Source organism: Pseudomonas sp. zfem002, from assembly GCF_032621685.1.
Classification (GTDB): Bacteria; Pseudomonadota; Gammaproteobacteria; order Pseudomonadales; family Pseudomonadaceae; genus Aquipseudomonas; species Aquipseudomonas japonica.
Map to the genome: position 1 here is coordinate 79,889 of NZ_JAVYJH010000011.1, position 25,237 is coordinate 105,125.

Annotated in this window: 20 protein-coding genes; 9 read left to right on the forward strand and 11 right to left on the reverse strand. The window is 66.5% G+C overall.

The features are described 5' to 3' along the window. Positions 1–14: 14 nt before the first annotated feature. Both RTI28_RS14460 and RTI28_RS14465 read right to left on the reverse strand, forming a co-directional pair. Complete coding sequence (locus tag RTI28_RS14460; RefSeq protein ID WP_316921059.1) at positions 15–1,268, reverse strand: efflux RND transporter periplasmic adaptor subunit; 1,254 nt, start codon at positions 1,266–1,268, stop codon at positions 15–17. Between the two features lie 29 nt (positions 1,269–1,297). Beyond that, entirely contained in the window at positions 1,298–2,536 is a 1,239-nt protein-coding gene (locus RTI28_RS14465; protein ID WP_410478988.1) for a TolC family protein, read from the reverse strand. Positions 2,537–2,842: 306 nt separating this feature from the next. Here RTI28_RS14465 and RTI28_RS14470 point away from each other — a divergent pair, with 306 nt between their 5' ends. Next, positions 2,843–4,174: an OprD family porin gene (locus tag RTI28_RS14470; protein WP_316921060.1), complete on the forward strand. Its 1,332-nt coding sequence runs from the start codon at positions 2,843–2,845 to the stop codon at positions 4,172–4,174. A 580-nt stretch (positions 4,175–4,754) separates the two neighbouring features. Here the strand turns inward: RTI28_RS14470 and RTI28_RS14475 are convergent. Both RTI28_RS14475 and RTI28_RS14480 read right to left on the reverse strand, forming a co-directional pair. Beyond that, positions 4,755–6,086, reverse strand: a complete 1,332-nt coding sequence (locus RTI28_RS14475) for an MFS transporter (RefSeq protein WP_316921163.1) — start codon at positions 6,084–6,086, stop codon at positions 4,755–4,757. A gap of 73 nt (positions 6,087–6,159) precedes the next feature. Further along, positions 6,160–6,975, reverse strand: coding sequence for an NADPH-dependent oxidoreductase (locus RTI28_RS14480; RefSeq protein WP_316921061.1), 816 nt, complete (start codon positions 6,973–6,975; stop codon positions 6,160–6,162). 286 nt (positions 6,976–7,261) lie between these two features. Between RTI28_RS14480 and RTI28_RS14485 the strand changes: the two genes are divergently transcribed. The 3 genes from RTI28_RS14485 (at position 7,262) to RTI28_RS14495 (ending at position 11,591) form a co-directional block, all read left to right on the forward strand. Then, positions 7,262–8,638 (forward strand): aspartate aminotransferase family protein, encoded by a 1,377-nt coding sequence (locus tag RTI28_RS14485; RefSeq protein WP_316921164.1) that lies wholly within the window; start codon positions 7,262–7,264, stop codon positions 8,636–8,638. A gap of 478 nt (positions 8,639–9,116) precedes the next feature. Next, positions 9,117–10,097 (forward strand): ABC transporter substrate-binding protein, encoded by a 981-nt coding sequence (locus RTI28_RS14490; protein ID WP_401255376.1) that lies wholly within the window; start codon positions 9,117–9,119, stop codon positions 10,095–10,097. A 96-nt stretch (positions 10,098–10,193) separates the two neighbouring features. Further along, on the forward strand, positions 10,194–11,591 hold the full coding sequence (locus RTI28_RS14495) for an APC family permease (protein WP_316921165.1): 1,398 nt from the start codon (positions 10,194–10,196) through the stop codon (positions 11,589–11,591). 189 nt (positions 11,592–11,780) lie between these two features. Here the strand turns inward: RTI28_RS14495 and gabP are convergent, their stop codons facing one another. The 5 genes from gabP to RTI28_RS14520 all read right to left on the reverse strand — a co-directional run bounded on the left by gabP (position 11,781) and on the right by RTI28_RS14520 (position 16,793). Next, a complete protein-coding gene (gene gabP / locus RTI28_RS14500) occupies positions 11,781–13,175 on the reverse strand; it encodes a GABA permease (protein WP_316921063.1) in 1,395 nt (464 codons plus the stop codon). Positions 13,176–13,508: 333 nt separating this feature from the next. Then, a complete protein-coding gene (locus tag RTI28_RS14505) occupies positions 13,509–14,732 on the reverse strand; it encodes a hypothetical protein (RefSeq protein ID WP_316921064.1) in 1,224 nt (407 codons plus the stop codon). Positions 14,733–14,856: 124 nt separating this feature from the next. Further along, positions 14,857–15,396: an AAA family ATPase gene (locus RTI28_RS14510; protein ID WP_316921065.1), complete on the reverse strand. Its 540-nt coding sequence runs from the start codon at positions 15,394–15,396 to the stop codon at positions 14,857–14,859. Between the two features lie 100 nt (positions 15,397–15,496). Next, on the reverse strand, positions 15,497–16,081 hold the full coding sequence (locus RTI28_RS14515) for a 2OG-Fe(II) oxygenase (protein ID WP_316921066.1): 585 nt from the start codon (positions 16,079–16,081) through the stop codon (positions 15,497–15,499). After that, entirely contained in the window at positions 16,068–16,793 is a 726-nt protein-coding gene (locus tag RTI28_RS14520) for a 2OG-Fe(II) oxygenase (RefSeq protein WP_316921067.1), read from the reverse strand. The genes RTI28_RS14515 and RTI28_RS14520 overlap by 14 nt, the downstream gene beginning before the upstream one ends. A 442-nt stretch (positions 16,794–17,235) precedes the next feature. Here RTI28_RS14520 and RTI28_RS14525 point away from each other — a divergent pair, with 442 nt between their 5' ends. After that, positions 17,236–20,220, forward strand: a complete 2,985-nt coding sequence (locus RTI28_RS14525) for an autotransporter domain-containing protein (protein ID WP_316921068.1) — start codon at positions 17,236–17,238, stop codon at positions 20,218–20,220. 55 nt (positions 20,221–20,275) lie between these two features. Here the strand turns inward: RTI28_RS14525 and RTI28_RS14530 are convergent, their stop codons facing one another. Next, positions 20,276–20,758 (reverse strand): hypothetical protein, encoded by a 483-nt coding sequence (locus RTI28_RS14530; RefSeq protein ID WP_316921069.1) that lies wholly within the window; start codon positions 20,756–20,758, stop codon positions 20,276–20,278. Between the two features lie 227 nt (positions 20,759–20,985). Between RTI28_RS14530 and yfcF the strand changes: the two genes are divergently transcribed. Continuing rightward, positions 20,986–21,618 carry a glutathione transferase gene (gene yfcF, locus RTI28_RS14535; RefSeq protein ID WP_316921070.1) on the forward strand — a complete coding sequence of 211 codons (633 nt, stop codon included), beginning with the start codon at positions 20,986–20,988 and terminating at the stop codon, positions 21,616–21,618. A 136-nt stretch (positions 21,619–21,754) separates the two neighbouring features. Further along, entirely contained in the window at positions 21,755–23,494 is a 1,740-nt protein-coding gene (locus RTI28_RS14540) for a sulfate permease (RefSeq protein WP_316921071.1), read from the forward strand. Here the strand turns inward: RTI28_RS14540 and RTI28_RS14545 are convergent. Continuing rightward, the gene (locus tag RTI28_RS14545) at positions 23,458–24,270 is read right to left on the reverse strand and encodes an aminoglycoside phosphotransferase family protein (RefSeq protein WP_410478992.1); all 813 of its coding nucleotides are present in this window, start codon (positions 24,268–24,270) and stop codon (positions 23,458–23,460) included. The two genes, RTI28_RS14540 and RTI28_RS14545, sit on opposite strands and share 37 nt — an antisense overlap. Positions 24,271–24,493: 223 nt before the next feature. Between RTI28_RS14545 and RTI28_RS14550 the strand changes: the two genes are divergently transcribed. Further along, positions 24,494–24,865, forward strand: coding sequence for a type II toxin-antitoxin system RelE/ParE family toxin (locus tag RTI28_RS14550; protein ID WP_316921073.1), 372 nt, complete (start codon positions 24,494–24,496; stop codon positions 24,863–24,865). Positions 24,866–24,934: 69 nt separating this feature from the next. Continuing rightward, the gene (locus RTI28_RS14555) at positions 24,935–25,219 is read left to right on the forward strand and encodes a helix-turn-helix domain-containing protein (protein WP_316921074.1); all 285 of its coding nucleotides are present in this window, start codon (positions 24,935–24,937) and stop codon (positions 25,217–25,219) included. Positions 25,220–25,237: the final 18 nt, after the last annotated feature.

The following is a 25,237-nucleotide window of genomic DNA, read 5'->3' on the forward strand; positions in this document are numbered from 1 at the left end:
CCTGTGGAAGCGCATCAGTGGCTGTGCTCGGCGGAGGCCTTGCCCAGCTCGGACTTGAGGGTGAAGCTGCCGCGGCTGGCGACCACGGCGCCGGCCGCCAGGCCGTCGAGGATTTCCACGTGGTCGCCGTCGCGCCGGCCCAGGGTCACCGCGCGGGTGTCGAAGCCCTCGGCGCTGCGCACGAACACCGAGGGACGTTCCTCGACCGTCTGCACCGCGTCATAGGGAACGGTGACCGCCGCCGGGGCGCTGCGGGTGGTCACCGCGACGCTGACGAACAGTCCGGGACGCCAGGCGCCGTCGGGGTTGGTCAGGGTGACGCGGACGGTGGCGGCGCGGTTCTGTTCGCCGAGCAGGCTGCCGACGTAGCCGATGGTGCCGTCGACTTCGCTGTTCAGGTCCGGCGACGACACGCGCACCGGGCGACCGCTGGCGACCTTGTCCAGGTCCCGTGGTGGCACGGCGAAGGTGGCCCAGACCCGCGACAGGTCGGAGAGGGTGAAGGCGTTGCTGGCTTCGCTGACCACTTCGCCAAGGGCCAGGTGCTTTTCCACCACCACCGCGTCGAACGGTGCGCGCAGTTCGTAGCGGTTGCCGCCGGCGGCGGTGACCGAGGCGCCGAGGGCGGCGACTTTCTGCCGGGCGTTGCCCAGGCCGATCTCGGCTTCCTGCAGCGCCTGGCGGGCGGCCAGGTAGTCCTGCTCGGCGGAGATCTTCTCCTGCCACAGCTGTTTTTCCCGTTCGAAGGTGACCCGCGCCAGCTCCACGCGGCGCTGGGCCGCCTGCTGTTCGCTGCGCAGCTCGGAAATCTGCTGGCTGGCGATCACCGCCAGCAACTGGCCTTTCTTCACCGACTCGCCGAGGTTGGCGTGCACGCTTTCCACTACCCCCGGTACCCGCGGTACGACGTGGGCGGTGCGGTCCTCGTCGAAGCGGATTTCCCCGGGGAAGCTGACCACGCTGCCGAGCTCGCGCGGCGCCGCGGTCGCCAACTCGATGCCGGCGCTGGCGATCTGCTGCGCGCTCAGGTGCAGGCTGCCTTCCTCGGCATGCTCGCCTTCTTCGTCGGCATGGCCTTGTTGTCCATGGTCCTGCTCGTCATGGCCGTCCTCGCCATGTTCATCCTGGGCGGCGCGGGTGGCGGCCTTGCCGTGGCCGTGACCATCGTCGGCGGCATGTCCGGCGTCGCTGCCATTCCAGGCGGCCGCGGCAAAGCCGATGGCCGCCAGCGCGGCTACCGCGAGGGCGATCTTGCGTGTGTTGTCCATTGTTGCTCCAGAGCGACGGGCTGTCGGATTCAAGGGGTGGCGGTAAGGGCGTCGAGGTCGCCGAAGATCCGCTCCACGCGGCCCCGGGCCTCGCTGGCCATGGCCAGTGAGGCGAGGTATTGCTCGCGGGCGACGATCAGGGTGCGCTGGGCGTCCAGCACTTCGATGAAGCCGAACTTGCCGCGCTCGAAACCGCGGGTGGCGGTGTCCACGGCCTGGCGCGCGGCGGGCAGGAGGGTGCCGTCATAGGCCGCGACTTCCTGCATGGCCGTGTTCCACTGGTTGAGCGCCGTGCGGGTTTCCCCGCGCAGGCGCAGTTCCACGGCGTTGCGCAGGTCGCGGGCCTGGTCGGAGCGGCGCGCGGCGGCGAGCACATTGCCCTGGTTGCGGTCGAACAGCGGCAGGGGCAGGGACAGGCCGACCACATTGACCCGCTCGCGCTCGGCGCGGTCGTACTGGCTGCCGAGGCTGACGGTGAGGTTGGGGATGCGCTGGGCCTTTTCCGAACCCAGGGCGGCGTCGTTCTGTTCGATCTGGGCCACTGCCTGGCGCAGTTCGGCGGTGTCCTGCAGGCGGTTGAGCAACAGCGCTTCGGCAGGCGGCAGGCCCGGCGACAGCGAGGGCGCATCGAGACGCTCCACACCATCGGCGGCGCTGCCGGTGACCTGGGCCAGTTGCCGGTAGGCATTGCTCTTTTCGCTTCGCGCCCGGCTCAGTTGCAGGCGCGCTTCGGCCAGTTGCACCTCGGCCCGGGTGGCCTCCACCGGCGACGACTTGCCCGCGCGCACGCGGCCTTCGACCACCCGCAGGCCACGCTCGGTGAGGTCGAGGGACTGCTGCGCCAGCTCCACCGCGGTCTGCGCGCGCAGGGCGCCATGGAAGGCCTGGACGACCTCGGCGCGCAGTGTGTTGACCTGCTGTTCCAGGGTCATCTGCGCCAGGCTTTGCCCGACCCGCGCCACCTCGATCCGCGCGCCGCGCTTGCCGCCCAGCTCCAGCGGCTGGCTGAGGGTCACGGTGGTGGTGCTGGTGTCGCGCCGGGTGTCCTCGACCTCCCAGGACAGCTCCGGGTTGGGGATCAGTCCGGCCTGGCGTCGCGCGCCTTCGGCGATGCCGATTTCCTGGCGGGCGGCGGCCATGTCCGGGTTGTGGGCCATGGCGTTGGCGATGGCCTGGGGCAGGCTGAGGCTGTCGGCCAGGGCGAACGGCGCTGCCAGCACCGCGCAGAACGCGGCGATCGTTCGGGAAAGGGCGGGGGATCGGGGCACTTGCGGGTCCTCGTGGGCGCATAGCCTGACGAGAACGCCGAACGTACCGCCAGGCCCTGATGAAAAGAGTCGTGGCACTCTAATGAGCGGCAGCTATCAGCGCGGTGGCGGCAACATTACAATTCTGTAATCAAGATGACGTTTCGGATGACGAATTTGTAATTGTCCAATCACCTTCCTGTTATTCGTGCTCTGCAACTATCGCGGCGGCGCTTTTATCCGGCGCCGCGCAGGCATAAGCAACTTCCAACAGCGCCTGTCGGGTATCTCAATAATAAAAACTGCCGCACCTCGAAGGAGCATTGCATGAGTTACAGGTTTCCACGTTATCTGGTGGCGTTCTGCGCGTTGTCCGCAAGTTACGCCGCCAATGCCGAAGAACAGGCCGAAGGTTTTATCGAGGGCAGCAAACTGACCGTGCTGAACCGCAACCTGTATTTCAACCGCGACCATCGCGACGGTCCCGCACCGGCCTACGGCAAGGCCGGTGACAACGGTTATTCCGAGGCCTGGGCCCACGGCATCATCGGCAAGTTCTCCTCGGGCTTCACCCAGGGCACGGTCGGTTTCGGCGTCGATGCCTTCGCCATGCTCGGCCTGAAGCTCGACACCGGTGGCGGTCGCAATGGCGGTCGCAGTTCCTTCGACGTGCTGCCGGTGAACCGCGATGGCGAAGCCCGCGACGAATACAGCAAGTTCGGCGGCGCGGCGAAAGTGCGTTTCCTCGACACCGTGGTACGGGTCGGCGACGTGTTCCCGGCCACGCCGGTGGTGGCGGCGGGGGACTCGCGCCTGCTGCCTGAGAGTTTTCGTGGGGTGACCGCGGAAAACACCAGTTTCGAGGGCCTCACCCTGCAGGCCGGGCGCCTGCATTCGATGAGCCAGCCGGTGTCGAGTAACCAGCGCGATGGCTTCGCGACCTTCTATGCCGGCGCGGTGGATTCGCCCTGGGTCGCCTACGGCGGCGGCGACTACGCGGTCACCGAGCACCTCAGCGTCAGTCTCTACGGCAGCCGCCTGAAGGACGCCTGGAACCAGTACTACGCCGGCGCCAGCTTCACTTACCCGCTGGCCGACGACCTCGACCTGGTCACCGGCTTCAACGCCTACCGCGCCGTGGACGAAGGCAGGCAACTGCTCGGCGAGTTCGACAACACCATCTGGAGCGGCAAGCTCGGCCTGCGCTTCGGCGCCCATACCCTGGCCCTGACCCACCAGCGCAACAACGGCGACGACGATTTCGACTACCTGCGCCAGTCCGATTCGATCTTCCTCGACAACTCGATCCAGTACAGCGACTTCAACTCGCCGAAGGAACGTTCGTGGATGCTGCGTTACGACCTGAACATGGCCAGCTACGGGATTCCCGGCCTGTCGTTCATGACCCGCTACGGCAGGGGCAGCGACGCCGACTACTCCAACGCCAACGCCGTGTACATGCGCCGCGACGCCAATGGCGATCCGCTCACCGGGCAGAAACGCTGGGAGCGCAATATCGAGGTCAAGTATGTGGTGCAGAGCGGCGCTGCCAAGGATCTGTCGCTGCGCGTCCGCCAGGCCAATACCCGTGCCACGGCTTTCGAATCGGACCTGGACGAGGTTCGCCTGATCGTCGAATACCCGCTGTCGGTACTCTGATCGGTACTTCGGCTGGCCCCAATTCACCTTTGGCTGCACAACTCCTTTGGTTGAAGGTGGATCACTTTGCGCCCGTTGACGGGCGCTTTTTTTTGGGTGCTTCACGGAGTCCCGGGAGCTTGGGTTGAGTGGCGGTGTCTGGAGGGGCAGGGGTATCTACATATCTTTGAAGGCTTTGCGGGGGATCGCATCAAGGCCGCCAGGTGCCTGTCTTGAGTGTTTTAGCGCCTGTGAGATCGAGCGCCGCCCGCGCGGCGCATCGCGGATGAATCCGCTCCAACATTTGTTGCAACGTACCTATGCCTGACAGGCCATGGTTGTCCGCCTTGTCGGCACGACGCGGTACCGAGCCGAGCCCAACAGCCTTCCCGCGATGCATCGCCGCAAGACAAAGGCTGGCAACTCAACTCTCACAGGCCATGGCACGTTGCAACCGATGTGGGAGCGGATTCATCCGCGATGCGCCGCGCGGGCGGCGCTCGATCTTCAGAGCGCTGCAACACTCAAGACAGGCACCTGGCGGCCTCAATGCGATTTCCCTCCAGCCGCCGGAAGATGTGTCCGGTCTCTACACGCGCTCTCAATCCTTCGCCAATCGCCTGAACACCAACCCCGCCGCCAGGCACATCGAACTCACCAGCAACAACGTCAGCTGGATATCCCCGGCCTCCGGCTGTGCATGTCCGCGCAGGCCCTGGATCAGCCCGAGGATCATCGCCGCCAGGCACACCGCCAGGCTCAGGCTGAGCTGCACGCTGGTGGCCGACAGGGTCGCCGCGCTGGCCGAGCGTTCGGGCGGGATGTCGGCGTAGGTCAGCGCGCCCACGGCGGTCATCTGCAGCGAACGCGACAGCCCGCCGATGAACAGCAGGAACATCACCACCACGGGGGCGGTATCGGCGCTGAACAGCGCGCACACGGCGATGGAGACTGCGCCCAGCAGGCTGTTCCAGATCAGCAGGGTACGGCAGCCGAAACGCCGCGCCAGGGGCACGGAAATGAACTTGATCAACAGCGCTCCGGCGCCGCCGGCGAAGGTCAGCAGGCCGGCCTGCAGCGCGCTCATGCCGTAGCCGAGCTGGAACAGCAGCACCAGCAGGAACGGCAGCGCGGCACTGCCCAGGCGGAACAGCGTGCCGCCGCACAGGACCACGGCGAACCCGCGAATGCGCAGCAGCGACAGGTCCAGCAGCGGCGCGCTGCTGCGCCGCGCGTGGTGCAGATAGCCCAGGGCGAAGAGCACCCCGGTCGCCAGCAACAGGCATGACCACTGCCAGCGCAGCGAGCCATGGCCGAGGCTTTCGAAGGCCAGCACCAGGCAGGCCAGCGCCGGGCTGCCGAGGAGAAAACCGCGCAGGTCCAGGGGCCGCCCGCGCTGCCCGGGATAGTCCGGCACATGGCGCAGCACCAGGGCGATGCCGAGCAGGCCGATGGGCAGGTTGAGCAGGAAGATCCAGTGCCACGACAGCCAGGTCACCAGCAGGCCGCCCAGTGGCGGGCCGAACACCGGGCCGAGCAGGGCAGGCATGGTCAGGTAGGCCATGGCCCGGAGCAGATCGCCCTTGCCCGACCAGCGCAGCAGGATCACCTGGCCCACCGGGACCATCAGCGCCCCGGCCATGCCCTGGCAGAAGCGCGCCAGCACCAGTTGCCAGAGGCTGGCGGACAGCGCGCAGGCCAGCGAGCTGACCATGAACAGGGCGATCGCCGCGACGAACACCCGCCGCGGCCCCAGACGCTCGGCGAGCCAGCCGCTGAGCGGGATGAACATCGCCACGGCCAGCAGGTACAGGGTCACCACCAGGTTCATGCGCACGCCGGGCTCGGCGAAGTCCACCGCCAGTTGCGGCAGGGCGGTGAGCACGGCGGTGGAGTCGAGCAGCTCCATGAACAGCGCGCAGCCGATGATCATCGGCACCTTGCGTTGAAAGGGGCTGGCGAGCGGTGTCGGTTCGGGGTGGGCGAGGGTATTCAGTGGGGCCGCCTCAGCGCAGAGCCAGGCGCTGGGCATTGAGCGTCGCGGCGATACGTTCGCGGCCGTGCAGGGTGCTTTCGTCCTTCAGGCGGTTGATCACCAGCTGGCGCCACGGTGGCGTGTCCAGACCCTGGGCCTGGCTGAATTCGGCGGCCAGCGCTTCGTATTGGCGGATCAGTTGCGGCTCCTGTTGCGCATCGACCTGATAGGTGTCGCGGTGCACCGTCACGGCCTGGGGCAGGCGCGGCTTGATCGCGGTCTGCGTGGCGGCATAGCCGACGCACAGGCCGAACACCGGATACACCAGTGGTGGCAGCTGCAGCTCGTCGATCACCGCCTGCAGGTCATTGCGCAGGGCGCCGATGTACACGGTGCCCAGGCCCAGGGCTTCGGCGGCGACCACGGCGTTCTGCGCCGCCAGCGCGGCATCGATGCTGCCCACCAGCAGGCTGTCGAAATAGGCCGGGGCCTGGAGCTGGATGTCCTGGGCGTCGGCGATGCGCTGGGCGCGGGAGAAGTCCGCCAGCCACACCAGGAACAGCGGCGCCTGGACGATATGCGCCTGGTTGTTGGCCAGGGCCGCCAGGCGTGCGCGGCGCTGCGGGTCGCGCACCTCGATCACGCTCCAGGCCTGCAGGTTGGACGAGGTGGCCGCCGATTGCGCGGCGGCGACCAGGGTTTCCAGGGTGCCGGCGGGCAGCGGGCGGTCGGCGTAGCTGCGCAGGCTGCGGTGGTTGAGCAGGTGTTCGATGATCGGGTTGTCCAGGGCGGGGGTGGCGTGTTCGGCGCCGTAGCGGTGGTTGAGCAAGGTGGCGGTCGCGGACATGGCAAGGCTTCGTCGACAGGAAAGGTGGCGAGCAAGGTAAGGCGGCGGGGTGGGATTTGTGAAATATCGCTTGGTGCTTTTCTAATAACTGATCGCATAAATTCAATGGATTTGTATGCGAGTTTTGCATTTACGGCGGGCCATGGAACTGCATAGCTTTCGCCTATCCCCCGAGCATATTTTTACTGGTTTCCGCCTTTCGCCGGCTGGCGCACAATGCTGATCAGCAAGCCTACCAATCGGTAGGTCGCCATCCCGCCAGGTACGGAGATCCTCGATGACGGTCATGAACAACAACAACGGCAAGACCACCCAGGCCTACCAGAAGCTCGACGCGGCGCACCATATCCATGCTTTCCTCGACCAGAAGGTGCTGAACGAGAAGGGCGCGCTGGTCATCGAGAAAGGCCAGGGCCTGAACCTGTGGGACACCGAGGGCAAGCGCTACCTGGACGGCATGTCCGGCCTGTGGTGCACCGCGCTGGGCTACGGCCGCGCCGATCTGGCCGCGGCTGCGACCCGTCAGTTGGAGGAACTGCCGTACTACAACCTGTTCTTCCAGACCACCCATCCCCGGGTGATCGAGCTGTCCGAACTGCTCTTCAGCCTGTTGCCCGCGCACTACAGCCATGCCATCTACACCAACTCCGGCTCCGAGGCCAACGAGCTGCTGATCCGCACCGTGCGCCGCTACTGGCAGGTCGTCGGAAAGCCGCAGAAGCGCATCATGATCGGGCGCTGGAACGGCTACCACGGCTCGACCCTGGGCAGCACCGCGCTGGGCGGCATGGGCTTCATGCACGAGATGGGCGGCATGCTGCCGGACTTCGCCCATATCGGCGAGCCGTACTACTACGTGCACGGTGGTGCGCTGAGCGAGGAGGCCTTCGGCCTGCAGGCGGCCCGCGAGCTGGAGACCAGGATCCTCGAACTGGGCGCCGAGAACGTCGCCGCCTTCGTTGCCGAGCCGTTCCAGGGCGCCGGCGGCATGATCTTCCCGCCGCCCGGGTACTGGGCCGAGATCCAGCGCATCTGCCGCAAGTACGACGTGCTGCTGTGCGCCGATGAAGTGATCGGCGGCTTCGGCCGCACCGGCGAGTGGTTCGCCCACCAGTACTTCGGTTTCGAGCCGGACACCCTGAGCATCGCCAAGGGCCTGACCTCCGGTTACGTGCCGATGGGTGGGCTGGTGTTGTCCCGGCGCATCGCCGAGACCCTGGTGGAAGAGGGCGGGGTATTCGCCCACGGCCTGACCTACGGCGGCCACCCGGTGGCGGCGGCGGTGGCCATCGCCAACCTCAAGGCGCTGCGTGACGAGCGCATCGTCGAACGGGTGAAGGAGGACACCGGGCCGTACCTGCAGCAACTGCTGCGCGAGACCTTCGCCGATCACCCGCTGGTGGGCGAAGTGCAGGGCGCCGGGCTGGTGGCGGCGTTGCAGTTCGCCGAGGACAAGGCCACGCGCAAACGCTTCGCCAATGAAAACGACATCGCCTGGCGCTGCCGCACCCTGGGCTTCGAGGAGGGTGTGATCATCCGCTCGACCCTGGGCCGGATGATCATGGCGCCGGCGCTGGTGGCGACCCGGGGCGACCTGGACGAGCTGGTGGAGAAGACCCGGCGGGCGGTGGACCGCACGGCGCGGGAGATCGGGATTCTCTGAGCCCTTGAGGGCCTCATCGCGGGCAACGCCCGCTCCCACACGTTTCGCGTACACCGCAGGACCCTGTGGGAGCGGGCGTTGCCCGCGATGAGGTCGGTGCTGCAGTCGAGATCCTGACTGACACTACAAAGCTTTTTCATACCTTCACAGAACATATTTCATATTTTTCCTGTTCTACGAAACACCGCAGAATCGAAGCCATACGAACAATCAACGACGCCCCCGAGCGATCGATACCCGACCGGTGCCGGACCCGCGACCCTCCATCGCGCGGACCAATAACAACAATCCGCACCCGTCTTTAGCTGCCCTTTCAAGCCTGTCCGTTCCAACTGTGCCGGGGTTTCATACCCGTGCCCGCTCGCGCGTGCGCGTTGCCCCGGCATTTACCTTGAGAAGTAGGGAGGAAGTGTCGATGTCTCTGAAAATGCATGCGTGCGCACTGGCAGTGGTATCCGCGTTGCTGGCGGGCAATACGATGGCGGCGGCGGACAAGCTCACCGTCATCTCCTTTGGCGGCGCGACCAAGGCCGCCCAGGACCAGGCCTATTTCAAACCCTTCGAGCAGAGCGGCGCCGGCAAGGTGGTGGCCGGGGACTACAACGGTGAACTGTCCAAGGTCAAGGCCATGGTCAGTGTCGGGCAGATCTCCTGGGATATCGTCGAGGTGGAAAGCCCCGAGCTGCTGCGCGGCTGCGAGGAGGGCCTGTTCGAGCGGCTCGACCCGGCGCTGCTGGGCAATGCCGAGCACTACATCGCCAACACCGTCAGCGAGTGTGGCGTGGCCAGCTATGTCTGGTCCATGGTCATGGCCTACAACCCGGCGAAGGTCGGCACGCCGCCGGCGTCCTGGGCGGACTTCTGGGACACCACCAAGTACCCCGGCAAGCGCGGCCTGCGCAAAGGCGCGAAATACACCCTGGAAGCCGCGCTGCTTGCCGACGGCGTGAGCAAGGCCGAGCTGTACCAGGTGCTCGCCACCCCTGCCGGGGTCAGCCGCGCCTTCGCCAAGCTCGACCAGATCAAGTCCTCGATCCAGTGGTGGGAAGCCGGGGCCCAGCCGCCGCAATGGCTGGCGGCCAACGACGTGGTGATGTCCGCGGCCTATAACGGACGCATCGCCGTGGCGCAGAAAGAGGGCACCAACCTCGGCATCGTCTGGAACGGCGGCCTCTACGACCCGGACCACTGGGCCATCGTCAAGGGCTCGCCGAACAAGGCCCTGGCCGAGCGCTTCATCGTCTTCGCCAGCCAGGCGGACACCCAGAAGACCTTCTCCTCGAACATCCCCTACGGCCCGGTCAACAAGCAGACCCTCGGCGCGCTGCCGATGGACATCCAGGCGCAGTTGCCCACCGCCCCGGCCAACCTGGAGCAGGGCCTGCTGGTGGACTCCAGCTTCTGGGTCGATCACGGCGAAGAGCTGGAAGAGCGCTTCAACGCCTGGGCCGCGCGCTGACCGCCGACTCACCCGCCCGGCGCCGTGCGCGCGGCGTCGGGCGATACCGCTGCACACAACAACGATAAGAAGGATGCTGCAATGAACGCTTCAGTGATGGCGGCGACGCCGCAGCCTGCCGGCGGCTTGCGCCGGGTTCTGGGCCTGGGGGCCCTGTTGTCGGTGGCCATCGGCCTGGTGGTATCCCAGGGCGTGATGGTCATGATGCTGCAAGGCGCGGGCATGGCCGGGCTGGGCTTCATCATTCCGCTGGGCATCGCCTATGTGCTGGCGCTGACCTACGCCATGTCGTTCTCCGAGCTGGCGCTGATGGTGCCCCGCGCCGGCAGCCTGAGCAGCTACACGGAAGTCGCCATCGGCCATTTTCCGGCGATCCTCGCGACCTTTTCCGGCTACATGGTGGTGGCCATGTTCGCCCTGTCCGCCGAGCTGCTGTTGCTCGACCTGATCATCGGCAAGGTCTACCCCGGCGTGCTGCCGCCGATGGTGGTGGCCGGCGGCATGCTGGCGCTGTTCACCGGTCTCAACCTGCTCGGCATCGACGTCTTCGCCAAGCTGCAGACCGTGCTCGCGGTGGTGATGGTCGCCATGCTCCTGGCCCTCGGGGTCGGTGCGCTGGGGCATGCCGAGGGCAGCCTGCAGACCTCCATGGACCAGGGCTGGAACCCGCTGGGCGCTGGTGCCCTGACCCTCGCCGCGATGGCGATCTGGGGCTTTGTCGGTGCCGAGTTCGTCTGTCCGCTGGTGGAGGAAACCCAGCGGCCGGAACGCAATATCCCGCGCTCGATGATGCTGGGCCTGAGCATCATCTTCGGCGTCATCGTCCTCTATTGCCTGGGCGCCTTGCTCCTGATCCCGCGGGAGCAGTTGGCGAGCGACCCGCTGCCGCACTTCCTCTATGCCACCGCCCTGTTCGGTGAAGGCGGCAAGGCCTTGCTGGTGGCCGCGGCGGTGACCGCCACCGCGAGCACCGTCAACTCGTCCCTGGCTGCGCTGCCGCGGATGCTCTACGGCATGGCCGAGAACGGCCAGGCGTTCCCGCAGTTCAAGCGCCTCAGCGCGCGGACCCGCACGCCGTGGGTGGCGGTGCTGTTCATTGCCGCGATCACCGGCCTGCCGATCCTTGTCCTCGGACAGAACCCGGAGGCGGTGAGCCTGCTGCTGCTGGCCGCGGCGCTGGCCTGGCTGCTGGCCTATATCGTCGTGCATATCGACGTGATCGCCCTGCGCCGGCGCTATCCCCATGCGAAGCGGCCGTTCCGCACGCCGTTCTACCCGCTGCCGCAGATCATCGGCATCGCCGGCATGCTGTTCGCCATCTGGCACGCCTCGCCGGCACCGGAGATGACCGCGAAGATCTTCGGGACCGCCGGGGTGGTGCTCGGGGTGATCTCGCTGATCGCGGTGCTGTGGGTGAGGCTGGTGATGAAGAAGCCGTTGTTCAGGCCGGAGCCGTTGGTGGTGGGGGAGGTGGCTGTTTCCGAGGTGGGCTGAAGGGCCAATCCCCGGCAACGCCCACAGGTGGGTCGTTGCCGGGGAACCGCATCGAGGCTGCCAGGTGCCTGTCTTGAGGCTTGCAGCGCTCTGAAGATCGAGCGCCGCCCGCGCGGCGCTCGATCTCAAGGGCACTGCACCTGTCACGGCGAGCGCCTGGTGGCCTTGATGCGGTTCCCTGGCGAGCCTTTACGCCCGTACAGCCACCACCGGCGCCGCCTTGCGCGCGCGCATCACCCCCAGCAGCGCAATTGCCCCCGCCAACGCCAGCGTCGCCGTGACCTCCATGCGATGCGCCGGCATCACGAACATCACCCCCAGGGCAAACACGATGAAGGCGATCACCGCCAGGGTCAGCCAGGGGAACAGCCACATGCGGAATTCCAGCGCCTTGCCCTCGCGCTGCAAAATGCCGCGCATGCGCAGCTGCGAGCAGGCGATCACCAGGTACACCAGCAGGGCGATCGAGCCCGAGGTGGCCAGGAGAAACTGGAACACGTGGGCCGGGGCGAAGTAGTTGACCACGGTGGCAACCATGCCGATCAGGGTGCTGGCGATCACCGCCGCGCGCGGTACGCCCTTGGCCGAGGTGCGTTGCAGCAGGGCCGGGGCGTCGCCGCGCTTGCCCAGGGAGAAGACCATCCGCGAGGAAATGTAGATCGACGAGTTCAGGCAACTGGCTACCGCCACCAGTACCACGGCATCGACCAGCAGCTTGGCGTAGGGGATCTGCATGATTTCCAGGGCACGCTGGTAGGAGCCCTGCAGCGGCAGCAGCGGATCGTTCCACGGCACGATGGAGATGATCACGAAGATCGACAGCAGGTAGAACACGCTGATACGCCAGATCACCGAACGGGTGGCGCGGGCGATGTTGCCGGCGGGGTTGCTCGATTCCGAGGCGGCGATGGTCACCGCTTCGGTGCCCATGAAGCTGAACATGGTGGTCAGCAGGGCGCCGATGATCGCCGTCCAGCCATTGGGCAGGAAGCCGCCCTGGGTCTGCAGCAGCTGGTTCAGACCGCTGACTTCGCGTCCCGGCAGACCGCCGAGCAGGGCGAAGAAACCGAGGCCGATGAAGGCGACGATGGCGATGATCTTGAGCATGGCGAACCAGAATTCGAACTCGCCGTACTTGCCGACGCTGGCCAGGTTGGTGGCGGTCAGGGCCACGGTCAGGCCGAGGGCGAACAGCCAGGCGTCGACCTGCGGGAACCAGGCGTTGAGCACCACGCCGGCGGCGATGGCTTCGATGGGAATCACCAGGACCCAAAACCACCAGTACAGCCAGCCGATGCTGAACCCGGCCCAGCGCCCGATGGCGCGGTCGGCGTAGGTGGAGAAGGAGCCGGTGTCGGGGCTGGCGACCGCCATTTCGCCGAGCATGCGCATCACCAGCACCACCAGGGCACCGGCCATGACATAGGCGAGGATGGCGGCCGGTCCCGCCGCGGCGATGGCATGCCCGGAGCCGACGAACAGGCCGGCGCCGATGACCCCGGCGATGGACAGCATGGTGACGTGGCGCGGCTTGAAGCCCTGCGCCAGTTCTGCACGATCACGCTTCGTGGAACGAGTATTCATCCTGAAGGCCTTTTGTTATTGGACTTGTTATGCAATGGCACTGCGGACGGCGGTCGGATCCCGCACCGCGTCCGTCCAGGGAAGCTAGGCCGATCGGCGAGGTGTCTGTTGCCTGGGTTTGCCGCGTTCTTGGCTGAAAGCGACATCGGCATATTCCAGGGCGGCAGGAAGGTGCATCGGCTTCACACGGTCCGTGTAGGAGCCGGCTTGCCCGCGAAAGGACCGCGCAGCGGTCCCAGACCTCACCGCTGTCGGGGACCGCTGCGCGGTCCTTTCGCAGGCAAGCCAGCTCCTACGGAAGTCAGCGTTTCGGGCATAGCCAAGCGCCAGCGCCTAGCCCAGCGGCGCCATCCGCTCCAGCTGTTCGCGGCTGGGAAAGCCCAGGGTCCGGTACCGGGGTGGATACCCCTGCACCTGCTCCAGCCAGTCACCGGCATGGGCCTCGACCTGCGCCCACGCCACCAGGCGGGTGTCGCTCGTGCCGTCCTCGCCCAGCGCCACCAGCGCCACCCGGTCGGTCCTGGGCAGCAGGCTGGTGACGCTCTGCGTCCAGCTGCACAGGGAGAAGGTGCAGCCGCCGCTGTCGGCCAGTTCGTAGAGCAGGTAGGTGGCGACGAACAGGTCCTCGGCGCGCTCGGCGTGGAGCCTGTCGAGGAGTTCCTTCTGCGTGTGATATGCGCCTTGCAGCATCCGCTGCTGCAGGGTTGCCAGGCGTGCTCGCAATGGCTCGTCGGCGGGGTCGAAGGGCACGATGCGCTGGTCCTGGAGCGTGAGCATCTGGCCGGAGACGACCCGACCGCCTTCCTGGGCCTGGAAGCACAGCTCGACCATCTGCCGCAGGGCCGGCTCGTCACAATCGCCGGCCACCAGCAGGATGTCGCTGGTGGGAATCATGAACACCGGCTGGCCCTTGATCGGCGCGCGTTGCAGCACGTCCGGCAGCAGCGCGCGGCTGATGTCGTAACCGTCGCCCCAGCGGCCGATGTACAGGCCGGGGATGATCTCCTCGAACGCCTCCGGGGTGTCCGCGCGCAGGTTGTCGCGGGCGATCGCCAGGGCCTCGTCCATGTCCACGCCCCAATGGGTCTCCGGGCCCTTGGTCAGGGTCGCGGTGGACTCGGGATGGTCGATGGCCAGCAGCACCACGCAATCCCTGGCCAGCGGGCGCTGCACCACGTCGTAGGCGGCGTCGCGGCCGTCGCTGCGCAGGTGGTGCAGGCGCACTTCCTCAAGCATGGCCAGGTTGCGGATTACCGGGCGCAGCCGCGCGCGGACCTCGTCGAAACCGCGCGCGGCGTTGTCCCGCGACCTCAGCAGGGTCGCTACGTAGCCCTCGAGCACCGCAGCCTTGCCTGGCCTGTCGGCGTTCTGGTAGTCGCGGAAGGCGTTGTGCAGGTTGAAGTACGCGCCGTCGCCATGGCGGATGCGGAACTCGTCGGCGAGGTAGTCCAGCGGTTCGCGATAGCCCGCGTCGCGTGCGGCCGCGATCAGCTTGCGGGCGAAGCCCCGGGGGGCGAGGGAGCGCTTGAAGACTTTGTCGAGCAGGGCGCCGAGCATGCGGGAGGCTCCTCCATGAGTGCGAATGTTCCGTGCGCCGCGCTGCGACGGCACGAGCCTGTCAAAGACCCTGGATGCGGCGTGAAATTCATTAGCGCCGACCCATATGACCGCTCGGTGACGCCTATTCGCTGGAAATGAGCGATCGGTCACACCCGGCGCTGGCGAGGAATGCCGCGCGGTCACGCGCATCGCGCAGGTGGATCACCGGCACCTGCGCGGCGACGGCCAGGCGCACCTGGTCGATGAAGGGCCGATAGTCGCGGTCGAAGGTCCAGACGTACTTGAGGAATTCGAAGAAGGCCTTGTCGATGCGCTCGCGACAACCCTGCGGCAGGTCGGGGCGTGGCCGGTTCAGCAGGCTGCGCAGGATCACCCGGCGCAGGCAGGTCGGGCGCGGTGTGTCGAGCCAGATCACCAGGTCGGCGCGGGGCAGGCGCAGGTCGAAGGTCTTGCGCGCGTAGTTGCCTTCGCAGACCCAGGTGTCGGACGCCACCGCCTCGCGCACCCGCTGGCGGAACAGGGTGGTGTCCGCTTCGATCCAGTCCGGTTCCCAGAACAGTCGGTCCAGATGCACCACCGGCACGCCCAGGCGCTGGCCAAGCTGGCGCGCCAGGGTCGATTTGCCGCTGCCGGCGTTGCCGAGTATGACGATGCGTTGCATGGGCAGTCCTTTGCGCAAAAAAGCGCGGGAGTTTAATCCAGGTGTCAAGGGTTTGGAACCTTGAACCCTGGCATGTCCCTCGATGGCCGGGGCGCCCGGCTCACGCTGTCCCGACCAGGTGAAAGTACAGGTCCAGCCCGAGCCGCTGTCCGCCGCGCACCCGGCTGACGGCATGCCGGGTGGTGATCGGGTAGTAGCCATTGCCTCCGGCAACGGGGCGGCGGTGGCTGGGGAAGACGGCGATATCGCCACGGCGCAGGGGCACGACCACTGGCCGGGATTGCATGCGCGGGCGCTGTTCGCTGAGCAGCAGTTCGCCGCCGCTGAAGTCCTCGCCGGGAGCGCAGAACAGCGCGGCCATCTGCAGCGGGAAGGCCAGCGCGTCGGCGCCACGGTGGCGCAGCGCCAGGTAGTCCTGCTCGCCCAGGCGAGTGAAGCGGGACGGGTCGAAGGCCTGGCCGGCAGCGCGGCATTGCGCCTGGAACTCGCTGAACTGCCGCGGGTAGCGCCCGGGCTGGTCGAATCGTGTGCGCCAGTGGTTGGCGACTTCGGCCAGGGCCGGATAGAAGGTCGCCTGCAGGGTGCGCAGCAACCCCCAGGAGCCGAAGTGTGCGTCCCGCAGGTAGCCGGGGAGCAGGATGAAACCGTCTTCGTCGAGGCGTTCGAGCAGGTCAGCGGGCATCATGGAAGATCACCCCCAGGGTATGCCGCTGGCCTGCCCGCACGCGGCTGACGCCATGGCGCATCAGCACCTTGCGCGAGCCGTTGCGGCGACCCGGCAGCGGGCGCTCGGCCACGGCGAAGATGAGCGCGTCGCCTTGTTCCAGCGGGACCACTTCGGCGCGATGTTCGCGACTGGAATACTCGGTCAGGCAGAATTCGCCGCCTGCGAAGTCGATGCCCGGGCGGGACAGCAGGATCGCCATCTGCAATGGAAAGTGCAGGTCGCCGTAGAGGTCCTGGTGCAGGCAGTTGTAGTCGCCGGCCTGGTACTGCAGGAGCAGCGGCGTGGGCCGGCACTGGCCGGCGGTGTGGCATTGGGCGAGGAAGGCGGCGAGAGTCGCGGGGAAGCGGGTCGGGTTGCCGAGCCTGGCGTGCCAGTCGTTGGCGAGGCTGGCCAGGGGGGGGTAGAAGGATTGCCGCAGGTCTTCCAGCAGGTCCGGCAGCGGGTAGCGGAAATACTGGTATTCACCGCGGCCGAAGCCGTGGCGGGCCATGACGATGCGCGAGCGGAACAGCGACTCTCGGGCGTACAGGCTGGCGAGGTCGCGACATTGGGCGGCATCCAGCAGCGCGGGGAGGCGGGCGTAGCCAAAGGCGTTCAGGGACTGGTGCAGGGTGGGCCAGTCGGGTGCGGCGGATGTCGGAGGAAACGCAAGCTGCAGGCTGGTTTGCATGGTCAGGGCCCTGGTCCGGTGGTGGGCATCAGCTTAGATATTCTGGCTGGCCGGAAAACTCTGTTCCTTGCCTTCGATGTCGGGACACTCCGATGAGCCTGAGCGCTTTTTCACCCCCGGCGAGTGGCGACACGCCTGTCTGTTGACTAGGCTCCGATCCGTGGGTCTCCTCTTTGCCGACTGACCTTGTTCAGTCCTTTGGCACTTTAGATGCCGTGGCGGGAGGAGGCCCACTCTCGTTTCAGCCTTGCGCGGTTTTCGCCGAAACAGAGCCGTTCGCTGCGGCAGTCTGGCTACCCCATCCGGTCATCAGCAGCACGACCCGCTGGAGCGAGTTCTGCTTCGTCATGTCCGCGCAAAACCCGTAGGAGCCAGTCAATCAAACCGTAATATCGACTGGCCATACTCGGCGACCTTCAATAACGACAACGGCCGCCGAACCATGCTCTTCACGCCGCACCGCCTTGCCCTCTGCGTCGCCCTCGCCAGTGCCTCCTTCGCCCCTAGCCTGATGGCCAAGGACTACTCGATCAGCAGCGCCACCAGCGACACCCTGGAACTGAAGAAGGGTGACAACCTCAACGTCTCCGCCAAGGGCAGCATCGTCTCCGGCAAGGACGACGGTGTGATCCTGCCCAAGCAAACCAGCGGCACGACGATGACCGTGAGCAACGCCGGGGTGATCCGCTCCACCGTGGCCCGCGGCATCGACAGCAAGGACGCGGGCGAGGACGCCAGCGCCTGGGTGATCAGCAACAAGGCCGGCGCACTGATCCAGGGGACCAACGACGGCCTGCGCCTGCAGACCAACCCGAGCGCGGGCGGCACCCTGAAGATCGACAACGCCGGGACCATCGAGTCCAGCGTCGACGGCCAGGCCATCGACCTGGAAACCCTGAACAACCCGAAATTCACCACCACCCTGGTCAACCAGGCCAGCGGGGTGATCCATTCGGTGGGCAACGACGCGATCAAGACCGGCTCCAACGCCACGGTGACCAACTACGGGCGCATCTACACCGACACCGCGCCACAGGACAAGAACGGCCAGGACCAGAAGTTCGACGGCATCAAGATCGGCACCTCCACCGGCGTCACCGTCTACAACTACGGCAGCATCAGCGCCGACCGCCACGGCGTCGACCTGAAGACCGACGCGACCCTCTACAACCATGGCGAGGTCACCGGGCGCAACGGTTCGGGCTTCGGCTCCGACGGCTCCGGCACGGTGTTCAACTACGCCGGCGGGGTGATCACCGGGGCCATCGCCGACGGCAAGATCAACGGCGACGGCGATGGTGTCGATATCGACCTGATCGGCCACATCTACAACGAAGGCACCATCCAGGGCCTGGGCGCCAAGGGCGTCGACAGCGGTGGCCGGCCCAACGGCAGTGAAGGCATCGCCATGGGCGGCGGGAGCATCGTCAACACCGCCAGAGGGGTGATCCGCAGCGTCGGCAACGGCATCCTCGTCGACGATGGCGCCGAAGGCCCGGGCCAGGGCAGCACCAGCATCAGCAACTACGGACGCATCGCCGGCGAAGGCGGTTTCGGCATCAAGCTGATCGGCGATTTCGCCGACAGCGTGATCAACGGCGGCAGCATCAGCGGCGGCAACGGCCTGGCCCTGAGTCTGGGCGCCGGCAACGACAGCCTGACCGTACTGACTGGCGGCGTGTTCCAGGGCCTGGTGGACGCGGGCGAGGGCGTCGACACCCTGACCCTGAATGGCAGCGGCAGCTTCGGCAACAGCGCCAACTTCGAAAAACTGCTGGTCAGCGGCGGCCGCTGGACCCTCAGCAGCACCAACGATTTCAGCCAGGGCGGCAGCGTCCAGGCCGGTGCGACCCTGGTCAACCAGGGCAGCATTCTCGGCGCCATGCGCGTGGAAAGCGGTGGCGTCTACGCCGGCGGCGGCTCGGTGGGTGGCCTGACGGTGAACGGCAGCCTGCTGACCAACACCGGCCTGGGCGTGGCCAGGGTCAATGGCGACCTGACTTTCGGCCGCGGTGCCAGCCTGATGTACGGCGTCAACGCCGACGGCAGCAGCGCGCCGATCCGCGTGACCGGTACCGCGCACCTCAACGGCGCCACCCTCAACGTGCAGCCGTCGGCCGGCGAGTATCCGTGGAAGAGCCAGTACACCGTGCTCAGCGCCGGCGCGGTGGACGGCACTTTTGCCAAGGTGGTCAGCGACTATGCCTTCCTCACCCCGACCCTGAGCTACAGCAGCACCACGGTGGGCCTGACCTACACCCGCAACGACGTGGCCTTCGCGCAGTACACCCAGACCGCCAACGGCGGCGCCGCGGCCGCTGCGCTGGGCAGCCTGGGCAGCGACAGCCGGCTGTACAACGCCCTGCTCAACACCTCCACCGGCAGCGCCGGCGGCGCCATCGAGCAGCTCTCCGGCAACCACAGCGCCAATCTTGCCGGCGCCACCCTGAGCGGCAGCGCCCAGGTCGGCAGCAGCATGCTCGGTGCCATGCAGTCGCTGGGCAGCAATGCCGGCCTGCTGGTCGGGCTGAACGCGGAAGAAACCCCGGTCCTGGCCGCCACCGGCCTGCCGCAGGGCGTGCGCAACCTCAACGACCCGAATGCCCGCGGGCGCCTGTGGCTGCAAGCCCTGGGCAGCTACGGCAAGGTCGATGGCAGCCACGGTGGCAGCGCCCTGGAACAGCGTACCGGTGGCGCGGTGATGGGCCTGGACTGGGCGGTGGGCAGCGACTGGCGCCTGGGTGTGCTGGGCGGCTACTCGCGGACCCGTCTGGACGCGACCGGCCTGGATGGCCAGGTCAACAGCTGGCACGCCGGTGTGTATGCCGTGCGCCAGAGCGGGCCGCTGGCCCTGCGCCTGGGCGCGGCCTACAGCGGGCACGAGGGCGACAGCAAGCGTGATGTCGGCTTCAACGGCTTCAGCGAGCGCCTCAAGGGCGACTACGACGCCGACAGCCAGCAGGCCTTCGCCGAGCTGGGTTATGCCCTGGGCAGCGGCCGCTTCAGCGCCGAGCCGTTCGCCAACCTCGGCTACCAGCGTTATCACCGCGACGGCTATCGCGAGAAAGGCGGCGACGCCGCGCTGGCGGTGGACAAGGACACCCAGGACAACGTCAGCAGCACCTTCGGCGTGCGCGTGGCCCATCTGGGACAACTGGACAACGGCATGAGCCTGACCCCGCGGGCGAGCCTGGGCTGGCGCCATGTGTACGGCGAGGTCGATAGCCGCACCCGCCAGGCGTTCATCGCCGGTGGCGATGCCTTCAGCGTCGAGGGCAGCGCGCTGGATCGCGACAGCCTGGTGCTGGAAGCCGGACTGGAACTGGGCCTCAGCGCGACCCAGTCGGTGGGCCTCGGCTACAGCGGCGAGCTGGGCAGCAACAGCCGCAACCATGCCGTGATGGGGCAGTGGCAGTTGAAGTTCTGAATCAGCCTGGCGCTTGCGCGTGCCAACGGGCGCGCAAGCGCTGCTTCAGCTTGAATCAGTAGTCGTACAACTGGCAGTAGATGTTCTGGGTATCGTTGTCATGTTCATCGCAACTCAGCGTGAACTGGAATCTGTGGAATATCGCTTCATTGAGTGTCGGCTCATCCCTCAAGATTCCCACGGGGCCGTCCTTCAGCAAGTTGATGTGCTGCTCCATGCCACTCCTCCAGAATCGCAAGGACAGCGGCGTGTTGTGCACATTGAACAGCGACAGGGTCGGTTCTTCCAGCATCTGCGGCATGGCCGTCTGCGGGTTTGCAATCTGCTGCTTCGAACGCTTGAGATCGAAACTGCAGATCATCGAACCGCCGATACGCACTATTCCCCTTGGCGTCCCTGACTTCCAGTCCACTTCCGAGCCCTCCGTAATCAAGCCGATGTCATAGTAGAGGCCAATGACCTTGGAGCGGTTCCTGATGTAGAACTTGTAGGCTGTGCCAGGTGCAGGGCTGGTAGGTTTCAGTTTGAAAGTTGCCACGGATATCCACCTGTGTACGAAGATTGAACACGGAAAAAGTTATATGAGACTCGAACTTTTGCACGGATACCAGGATGGGGACTCGATTCGAATCTGAGCAAATCTGAGCGACTGGCGTGGGTGTGTGATTCCGCTATTCCGCCCCGGAATACCCCCATGAAAACCTTGAATTGTATTTCCCGGCGCAAACCTCATAGCGTGGGCACATCGCACAAGGAGATCGCGTCATGAGCCAACCGCAGTTCCACCTGTATGTCGATGCCCGTCATGCCAGCCCCTATGCCATGTCGGTGTACGTCACCCTTCGGGAGAAGGGCCTCGACTTCGACACCGTCCTGGTCGACCTCGACGACGGCGCCAACCAGGCCGACGACTACGCCCGCCTGTCCCTGACCCAGCGGGTGCCGACCCTGCTGCACAACGGCTTCGCGCTCTCCGAATCCTCGGCCATCACCGAATACCTGGAGGATCTGCATCCCGGCAACCCGGTGTACCCGAGCGATCCGCAGGAGCGCGCGCGGGTGCGCCAGGTGCAGGCCTGGCTGCGCAGCGACCTGGTGCCGATCCGCGAGGAGCGCAGCACCGTGGTGGTGTTCTACGGGGTCAAGCTGGGCCCGCTGTCCGCCGCGGGCCAGGCCGCCGCGCGCAAGCTGATCGGCGCCGCCGAGGCGCTGTTGCCGGAAGGCAGCGACTACCTGGCCGGGCAGTGGTCGATCGCCGATGTCGAGCTGGCGGTGATGCTCAATCGCCTGGCGCTCAATGGCGATCCGCTGCCGGAGCGCCTGCGGGCCTATGCCGCGCGCCAGTGGCAGCGGCCTTCGGTGCAGGAGTGGGTGAACAAGCAGCGCCCGCCGTTGTAGGGGCGGCAGGCGTCAGCAGCGAATCAGCTGGCGTACCCGCTCGGCCGGCCACTTCCGACATTGACCGAGCGCGGTGCGGGGGATAGCGATCCTTGCTAGATTTCCCGCTCCGTCTTCGTGCCGCCAAGGAAGTGCAATGCAACCGCCGTCGTCGAACCCGTCCGCCCCCTTGTCCCGCCGCGACTGGCGTCGCTGGCTGCCGGGCCTGCAGCTGCTGCGCGGCTACTCGCCGGCCTGGCTGTCGCGGGACCTGCTCGCCGGCCTGGTCCTCACCGCCATGCTGGTCCCGGTCGGCATCGCCTACGCCGAAGCCTCGGGGGTGCCGGGCATCTACGGCCTGTACGCGACCATCGTGCCGTTGCTGGCCTATGCGCTGTTCGGCCCCAGCCGCATCCTGGTGCTCGGGCCCGACTCGGCGCTGGTGGCGATCATCCTCGCCGTGGTCCTGCCGCTGTCCGGCGGCGATGCGCAGCGCGCCATCCTCCTGGCCAGCGCCATGGCCCTGGTCTCGGGGCTGGTCTGCCTGGGCGCGGGGATACTGCGCCTGGGCTTCATCACCGAGCTGCTGTCCAAGCCGATCCGCTACGGCTACATGAACGGCATCGCCCTGACCGTGCTGATCAGCCAGACGCCCAGGCTGTTCGGCATTTCCCTGGAAAGCGACGGTCCGCTGCAGGACACCTGGCATCTGTTCGCCGCGCTGCTCGACGGCCAGGCCAACCCCCATGCCTTCGCCATCGGCGCCGGCAGCCTGGTGATCATCCTGCTGCTCAAGCGCTTCGAGCGGGTGCCGGGGATTCTCATCGCGGTGGTCGTCGCGACCCTGGCCGTGTGGTGGTTCGACCTGGAGGCCGAGCACGGCGTGCGGGTGGTGGGTTCGCTGCCCCAGGGCCTGCCGGACTTCGTCCTGCCGCTGATCGATGCCGCCGACCTGCAGGCCGTGCTGATCGGCGGTTTCGCCGTGGCCCTGGTGTCGTTCGCCGACACCAGCGTGCTGTCGCGGACCTACGCCGCGAGGACCCGCACCCGCGTGGATGCCAACCAGGAAATGATCGGCCTGGGCATGGCCAACCTGGCCACCGGGCTGTTCCAGGGCATTCCGGTCAGCAGCAGTTCGTCGCGCACGCCGGTGGCCGAGGCCGCCGGTGCCCATACCCAGCTGGCCGGGGTGTTCGGGGCCATCGGCGTTGCCCTGTTGCTGCTGTTCGCCCCTGACCTGCTCAGGCATCTGCCGAGCAGCGCCCTCGCCGCGGTGGTGATCGCGGCGGCCGTGGGGCTGTTCGAGTTCAAGGACCTGCGGCGCATCTACCGCATCCAGCAATGGGAGTTCTGGCTGTCGATCACCTGCTTCGTCGGCGTGGTGGTGCTGGGCGCGGTGCCGGGGATCGGCCTGGCGGTGGTGATCGCGGTGATCGAGTTCCTCTGGGACGGCTGGCGTCCGCACTACGCGGTGCTGGGGCGGGTCGACGGCATCCGTGGCTATCACGATATCGGCCGCTATCCCCAGGCGCGCCTGGTGCCCGGCCTGGTGTTGTTCCGCTGGGACGCGCCGCTGTTCTTCGCCAATGCCGAGCTGTTTCAGAACTGCGTGCTGCAGGCGGTGCGCGAGGCGCCGGGGCCGGTGCGGCGCATCGTCATCGCCGCGGAGCCGGTGACCAGCGTGGACGTGACCTCGGCGGACATGCTCATCGAACTGGAGCAGTTGCTGCGTGCGGACGGTATCGAACTGCGCTTCGCCGAGGTGAAGGACCCGGTGAAGGACAAGCTGCAGCGCCTGGAAGTGCTGGCGCGCATCGGTCGTGACGTGTTCCAGCCGACGGTGGGGGCGGCGGTGGATGTCTACCTGGAGGAACACCGGGTGGACTGGACGCCCTGATTCAATGCCGCGGCGGCCAGCTTCGCCACGTCGCGCAGGTGTGTGGGGTCGCCGCCGTCCTCGTCCATCCAGCAGGCCGAGAGCCCGGCCCAGGCGAGGATCCACTGCAGCAGGCGGCGGCGCTCGATGCCGCTGGCGTTGCTGACCGTGTCGAGGCGTTGCGCGAAGTGGCGCAGGGCGCTGCGGCCGTCGGGGTTGCAGAAGAGATTGGCGTAGTCGAAACCGCGTTCGCCGTACAGGCCCTTGGGGTCGATGGCGAGCCAGCCGGACGGGCCGAAGTCGAGGACATTGCCGTGGTGGATGTCGCCGTGCAGCACCGTGACGTCACGGGGTGTGGCGAGCAGTTCGCGGGCGGTGGCGGCGCAGGTTTGCAGCAGGGGGTCATGGGTGCCGTCGAGCAGGGCGTCGAACCAGCGGGTCAGTGGTACCAGAGGGGGCGGCGGTCCTGGTCGCGGGGTGTGCAGACGGGCTACCACGCTGCACAGAATGCGGGTGGCCTGGTCGTCATCAGCGTCCCTGACCATCTTCGTCAGGGACGCCGGCCCGGTGGCGCGCTGCAGCAGCAATGCGCGCTCGTCGTGGGCCAGCACGGGTGCCGCGCCGTCGCCGTTCCACCAGATCATCAACTGGGCGCCGGCCTGTTCCTCGGCTTCGTGGGCCAGCTTGAGCATGGCCGGCCGGCCATGCTGGCGCACAGGGAGGAGGTCGGCGCCGCGGGTGGTGATGGGGTGGCCGTCGGGGGTGAGGTGCCAGTGCTGAAGATAATTGTCAAACATCATGGGGTTCTCTGGATTGGAATGAGTCTCTGCTGGGAGATTTCTTCCAGACTGTAATCAACGGCTCTTCTTGAAACATCTCCGTCTCTGCGGGTGGCGATGGTTTCTTGAGTTTATATCGAAATCGATATATTTTCGTGAGGCTGCTTTTGCAACCCCATGCCCACTCGGTCATGAGGCCAACGGCGAGCGGTCGCATCACACTTGAAAGCGCAATGGAGGCATGGGCTTCACGATTCGTGTCAGTCAGGACCAGGGGGCATGGGGAATACAAGGCGAGCAGAAGCCGATTGAATGGGTAGGCAGCAGCAAGGAGGATTTACGGGCGTTTCCTCCCGTGGCGCGACAGCGTGCAGGATACCAGCTGGAATTGATTCAGGACGGTGAGGATCCCTTCGACTGGAAACCCATGGAAAGTGTGGGTGCCGGGGTACGGGAAATCCGCATCAAATGCAGGGATGGGGCTTTTCGCGTGTTTTATGTCGTCAATCGACCGGAGGCACTTTATGTCCTGCATGCGTTTCGAAAGACCACTGAAAAGACGGCAAAGTGTGATATTGACGTGGCGAAAGCCCGTTTCAAATCGCTGGGCTGACGACCTCTGTGATCAGCCCGATCCGAACGCCAAATGAATTTGAACCGATGCAGAAGAGAGGAACCCTGAATGGCAAACGAACGCTCTACCTCGGTGTGGGATGCGTTGGTTGAGTCGCCAGAAGAAGCCGAAAACCTTCGGTTGCGCTCCAAACTCATGCGGGTTTTGACCAGGACGGTGAAGTCCTGGGAGCTCCCGCAAAAAGATGCAGCCCGGCGGCTGCATGTGACGCAGCCGCGGCTGAGTGAGCTGTTGAACGGCAAGATCGACAAATTTTCTCTGGATGCTCTGGTGAATCTGCTGGCCAGCGCAGGCCTGGAGGTGGACTTCACGGTGAAGCAGAAAGCGGCTTGACCGAGACAGGAACACAGG

Excerpts from the sequence above, each read along its gene's own strand:
- RTI28_RS14545 (WP_410478992.1), bottom strand. The coding sequence starts at position 24,270 with ATGTTTGACAATTATCTTCAGCACTGGCACCTCACCCCCGACGGCCAC.
- RTI28_RS14540 (WP_316921071.1), top strand. The coding sequence starts at position 21,755 with ATGCAACCGCCGTCGTCGAACCCGTCCGCCCCCTTGTCCCGCCGCGAC.
- RTI28_RS14550 (WP_316921073.1), top strand. The coding sequence starts at position 24,494 with ATGGGCTTCACGATTCGTGTCAGTCAGGACCAGGGGGCATGGGGAATA.
- RTI28_RS14555 (WP_316921074.1), top strand. The coding sequence starts at position 24,935 with ATGGCAAACGAACGCTCTACCTCGGTGTGGGATGCGTTGGTTGAGTCG.
- RTI28_RS14525 (WP_316921068.1), top strand. The coding sequence starts at position 17,236 with ATGCTCTTCACGCCGCACCGCCTTGCCCTCTGCGTCGCCCTCGCCAGT.
- RTI28_RS14460 (WP_316921059.1), bottom strand. The coding sequence starts at position 1,268 with ATGGACAACACACGCAAGATCGCCCTCGCGGTAGCCGCGCTGGCGGCC.
- RTI28_RS14490 (WP_401255376.1), top strand. The coding sequence starts at position 9,117 with ATGGCGGCGGCGGACAAGCTCACCGTCATCTCCTTTGGCGGCGCGACC.
- yfcF (WP_316921070.1), top strand. The coding sequence starts at position 20,986 with ATGAGCCAACCGCAGTTCCACCTGTATGTCGATGCCCGTCATGCCAGC.
- gabP (WP_316921063.1), bottom strand. The coding sequence starts at position 13,175 with ATGAATACTCGTTCCACGAAGCGTGATCGTGCAGAACTGGCGCAGGGC.
- RTI28_RS14510 (WP_316921065.1), bottom strand. The coding sequence starts at position 15,396 with ATGCAACGCATCGTCATACTCGGCAACGCCGGCAGCGGCAAATCGACC.
- RTI28_RS14495 (WP_316921165.1), top strand. The coding sequence starts at position 10,194 with ATGGCGGCGACGCCGCAGCCTGCCGGCGGCTTGCGCCGGGTTCTGGGC.
- RTI28_RS14475 (WP_316921163.1), bottom strand. The coding sequence starts at position 6,086 with ATGATCATCGGCTGCGCGCTGTTCATGGAGCTGCTCGACTCCACCGCC.
- RTI28_RS14520 (WP_316921067.1), bottom strand. The coding sequence starts at position 16,793 with ATGCAAACCAGCCTGCAGCTTGCGTTTCCTCCGACATCCGCCGCACCC.
- RTI28_RS14515 (WP_316921066.1), bottom strand. The coding sequence starts at position 16,081 with ATGATGCCCGCTGACCTGCTCGAACGCCTCGACGAAGACGGTTTCATC.
- RTI28_RS14485 (WP_316921164.1), top strand. The coding sequence starts at position 7,262 with ATGAACAACAACAACGGCAAGACCACCCAGGCCTACCAGAAGCTCGAC.
- RTI28_RS14470 (WP_316921060.1), top strand. The coding sequence starts at position 2,843 with ATGAGTTACAGGTTTCCACGTTATCTGGTGGCGTTCTGCGCGTTGTCC.
- RTI28_RS14480 (WP_316921061.1), bottom strand. The coding sequence starts at position 6,975 with ATGTCCGCGACCGCCACCTTGCTCAACCACCGCTACGGCGCCGAACAC.
- RTI28_RS14505 (WP_316921064.1), bottom strand. The coding sequence starts at position 14,732 with ATGCTCGGCGCCCTGCTCGACAAAGTCTTCAAGCGCTCCCTCGCCCCC.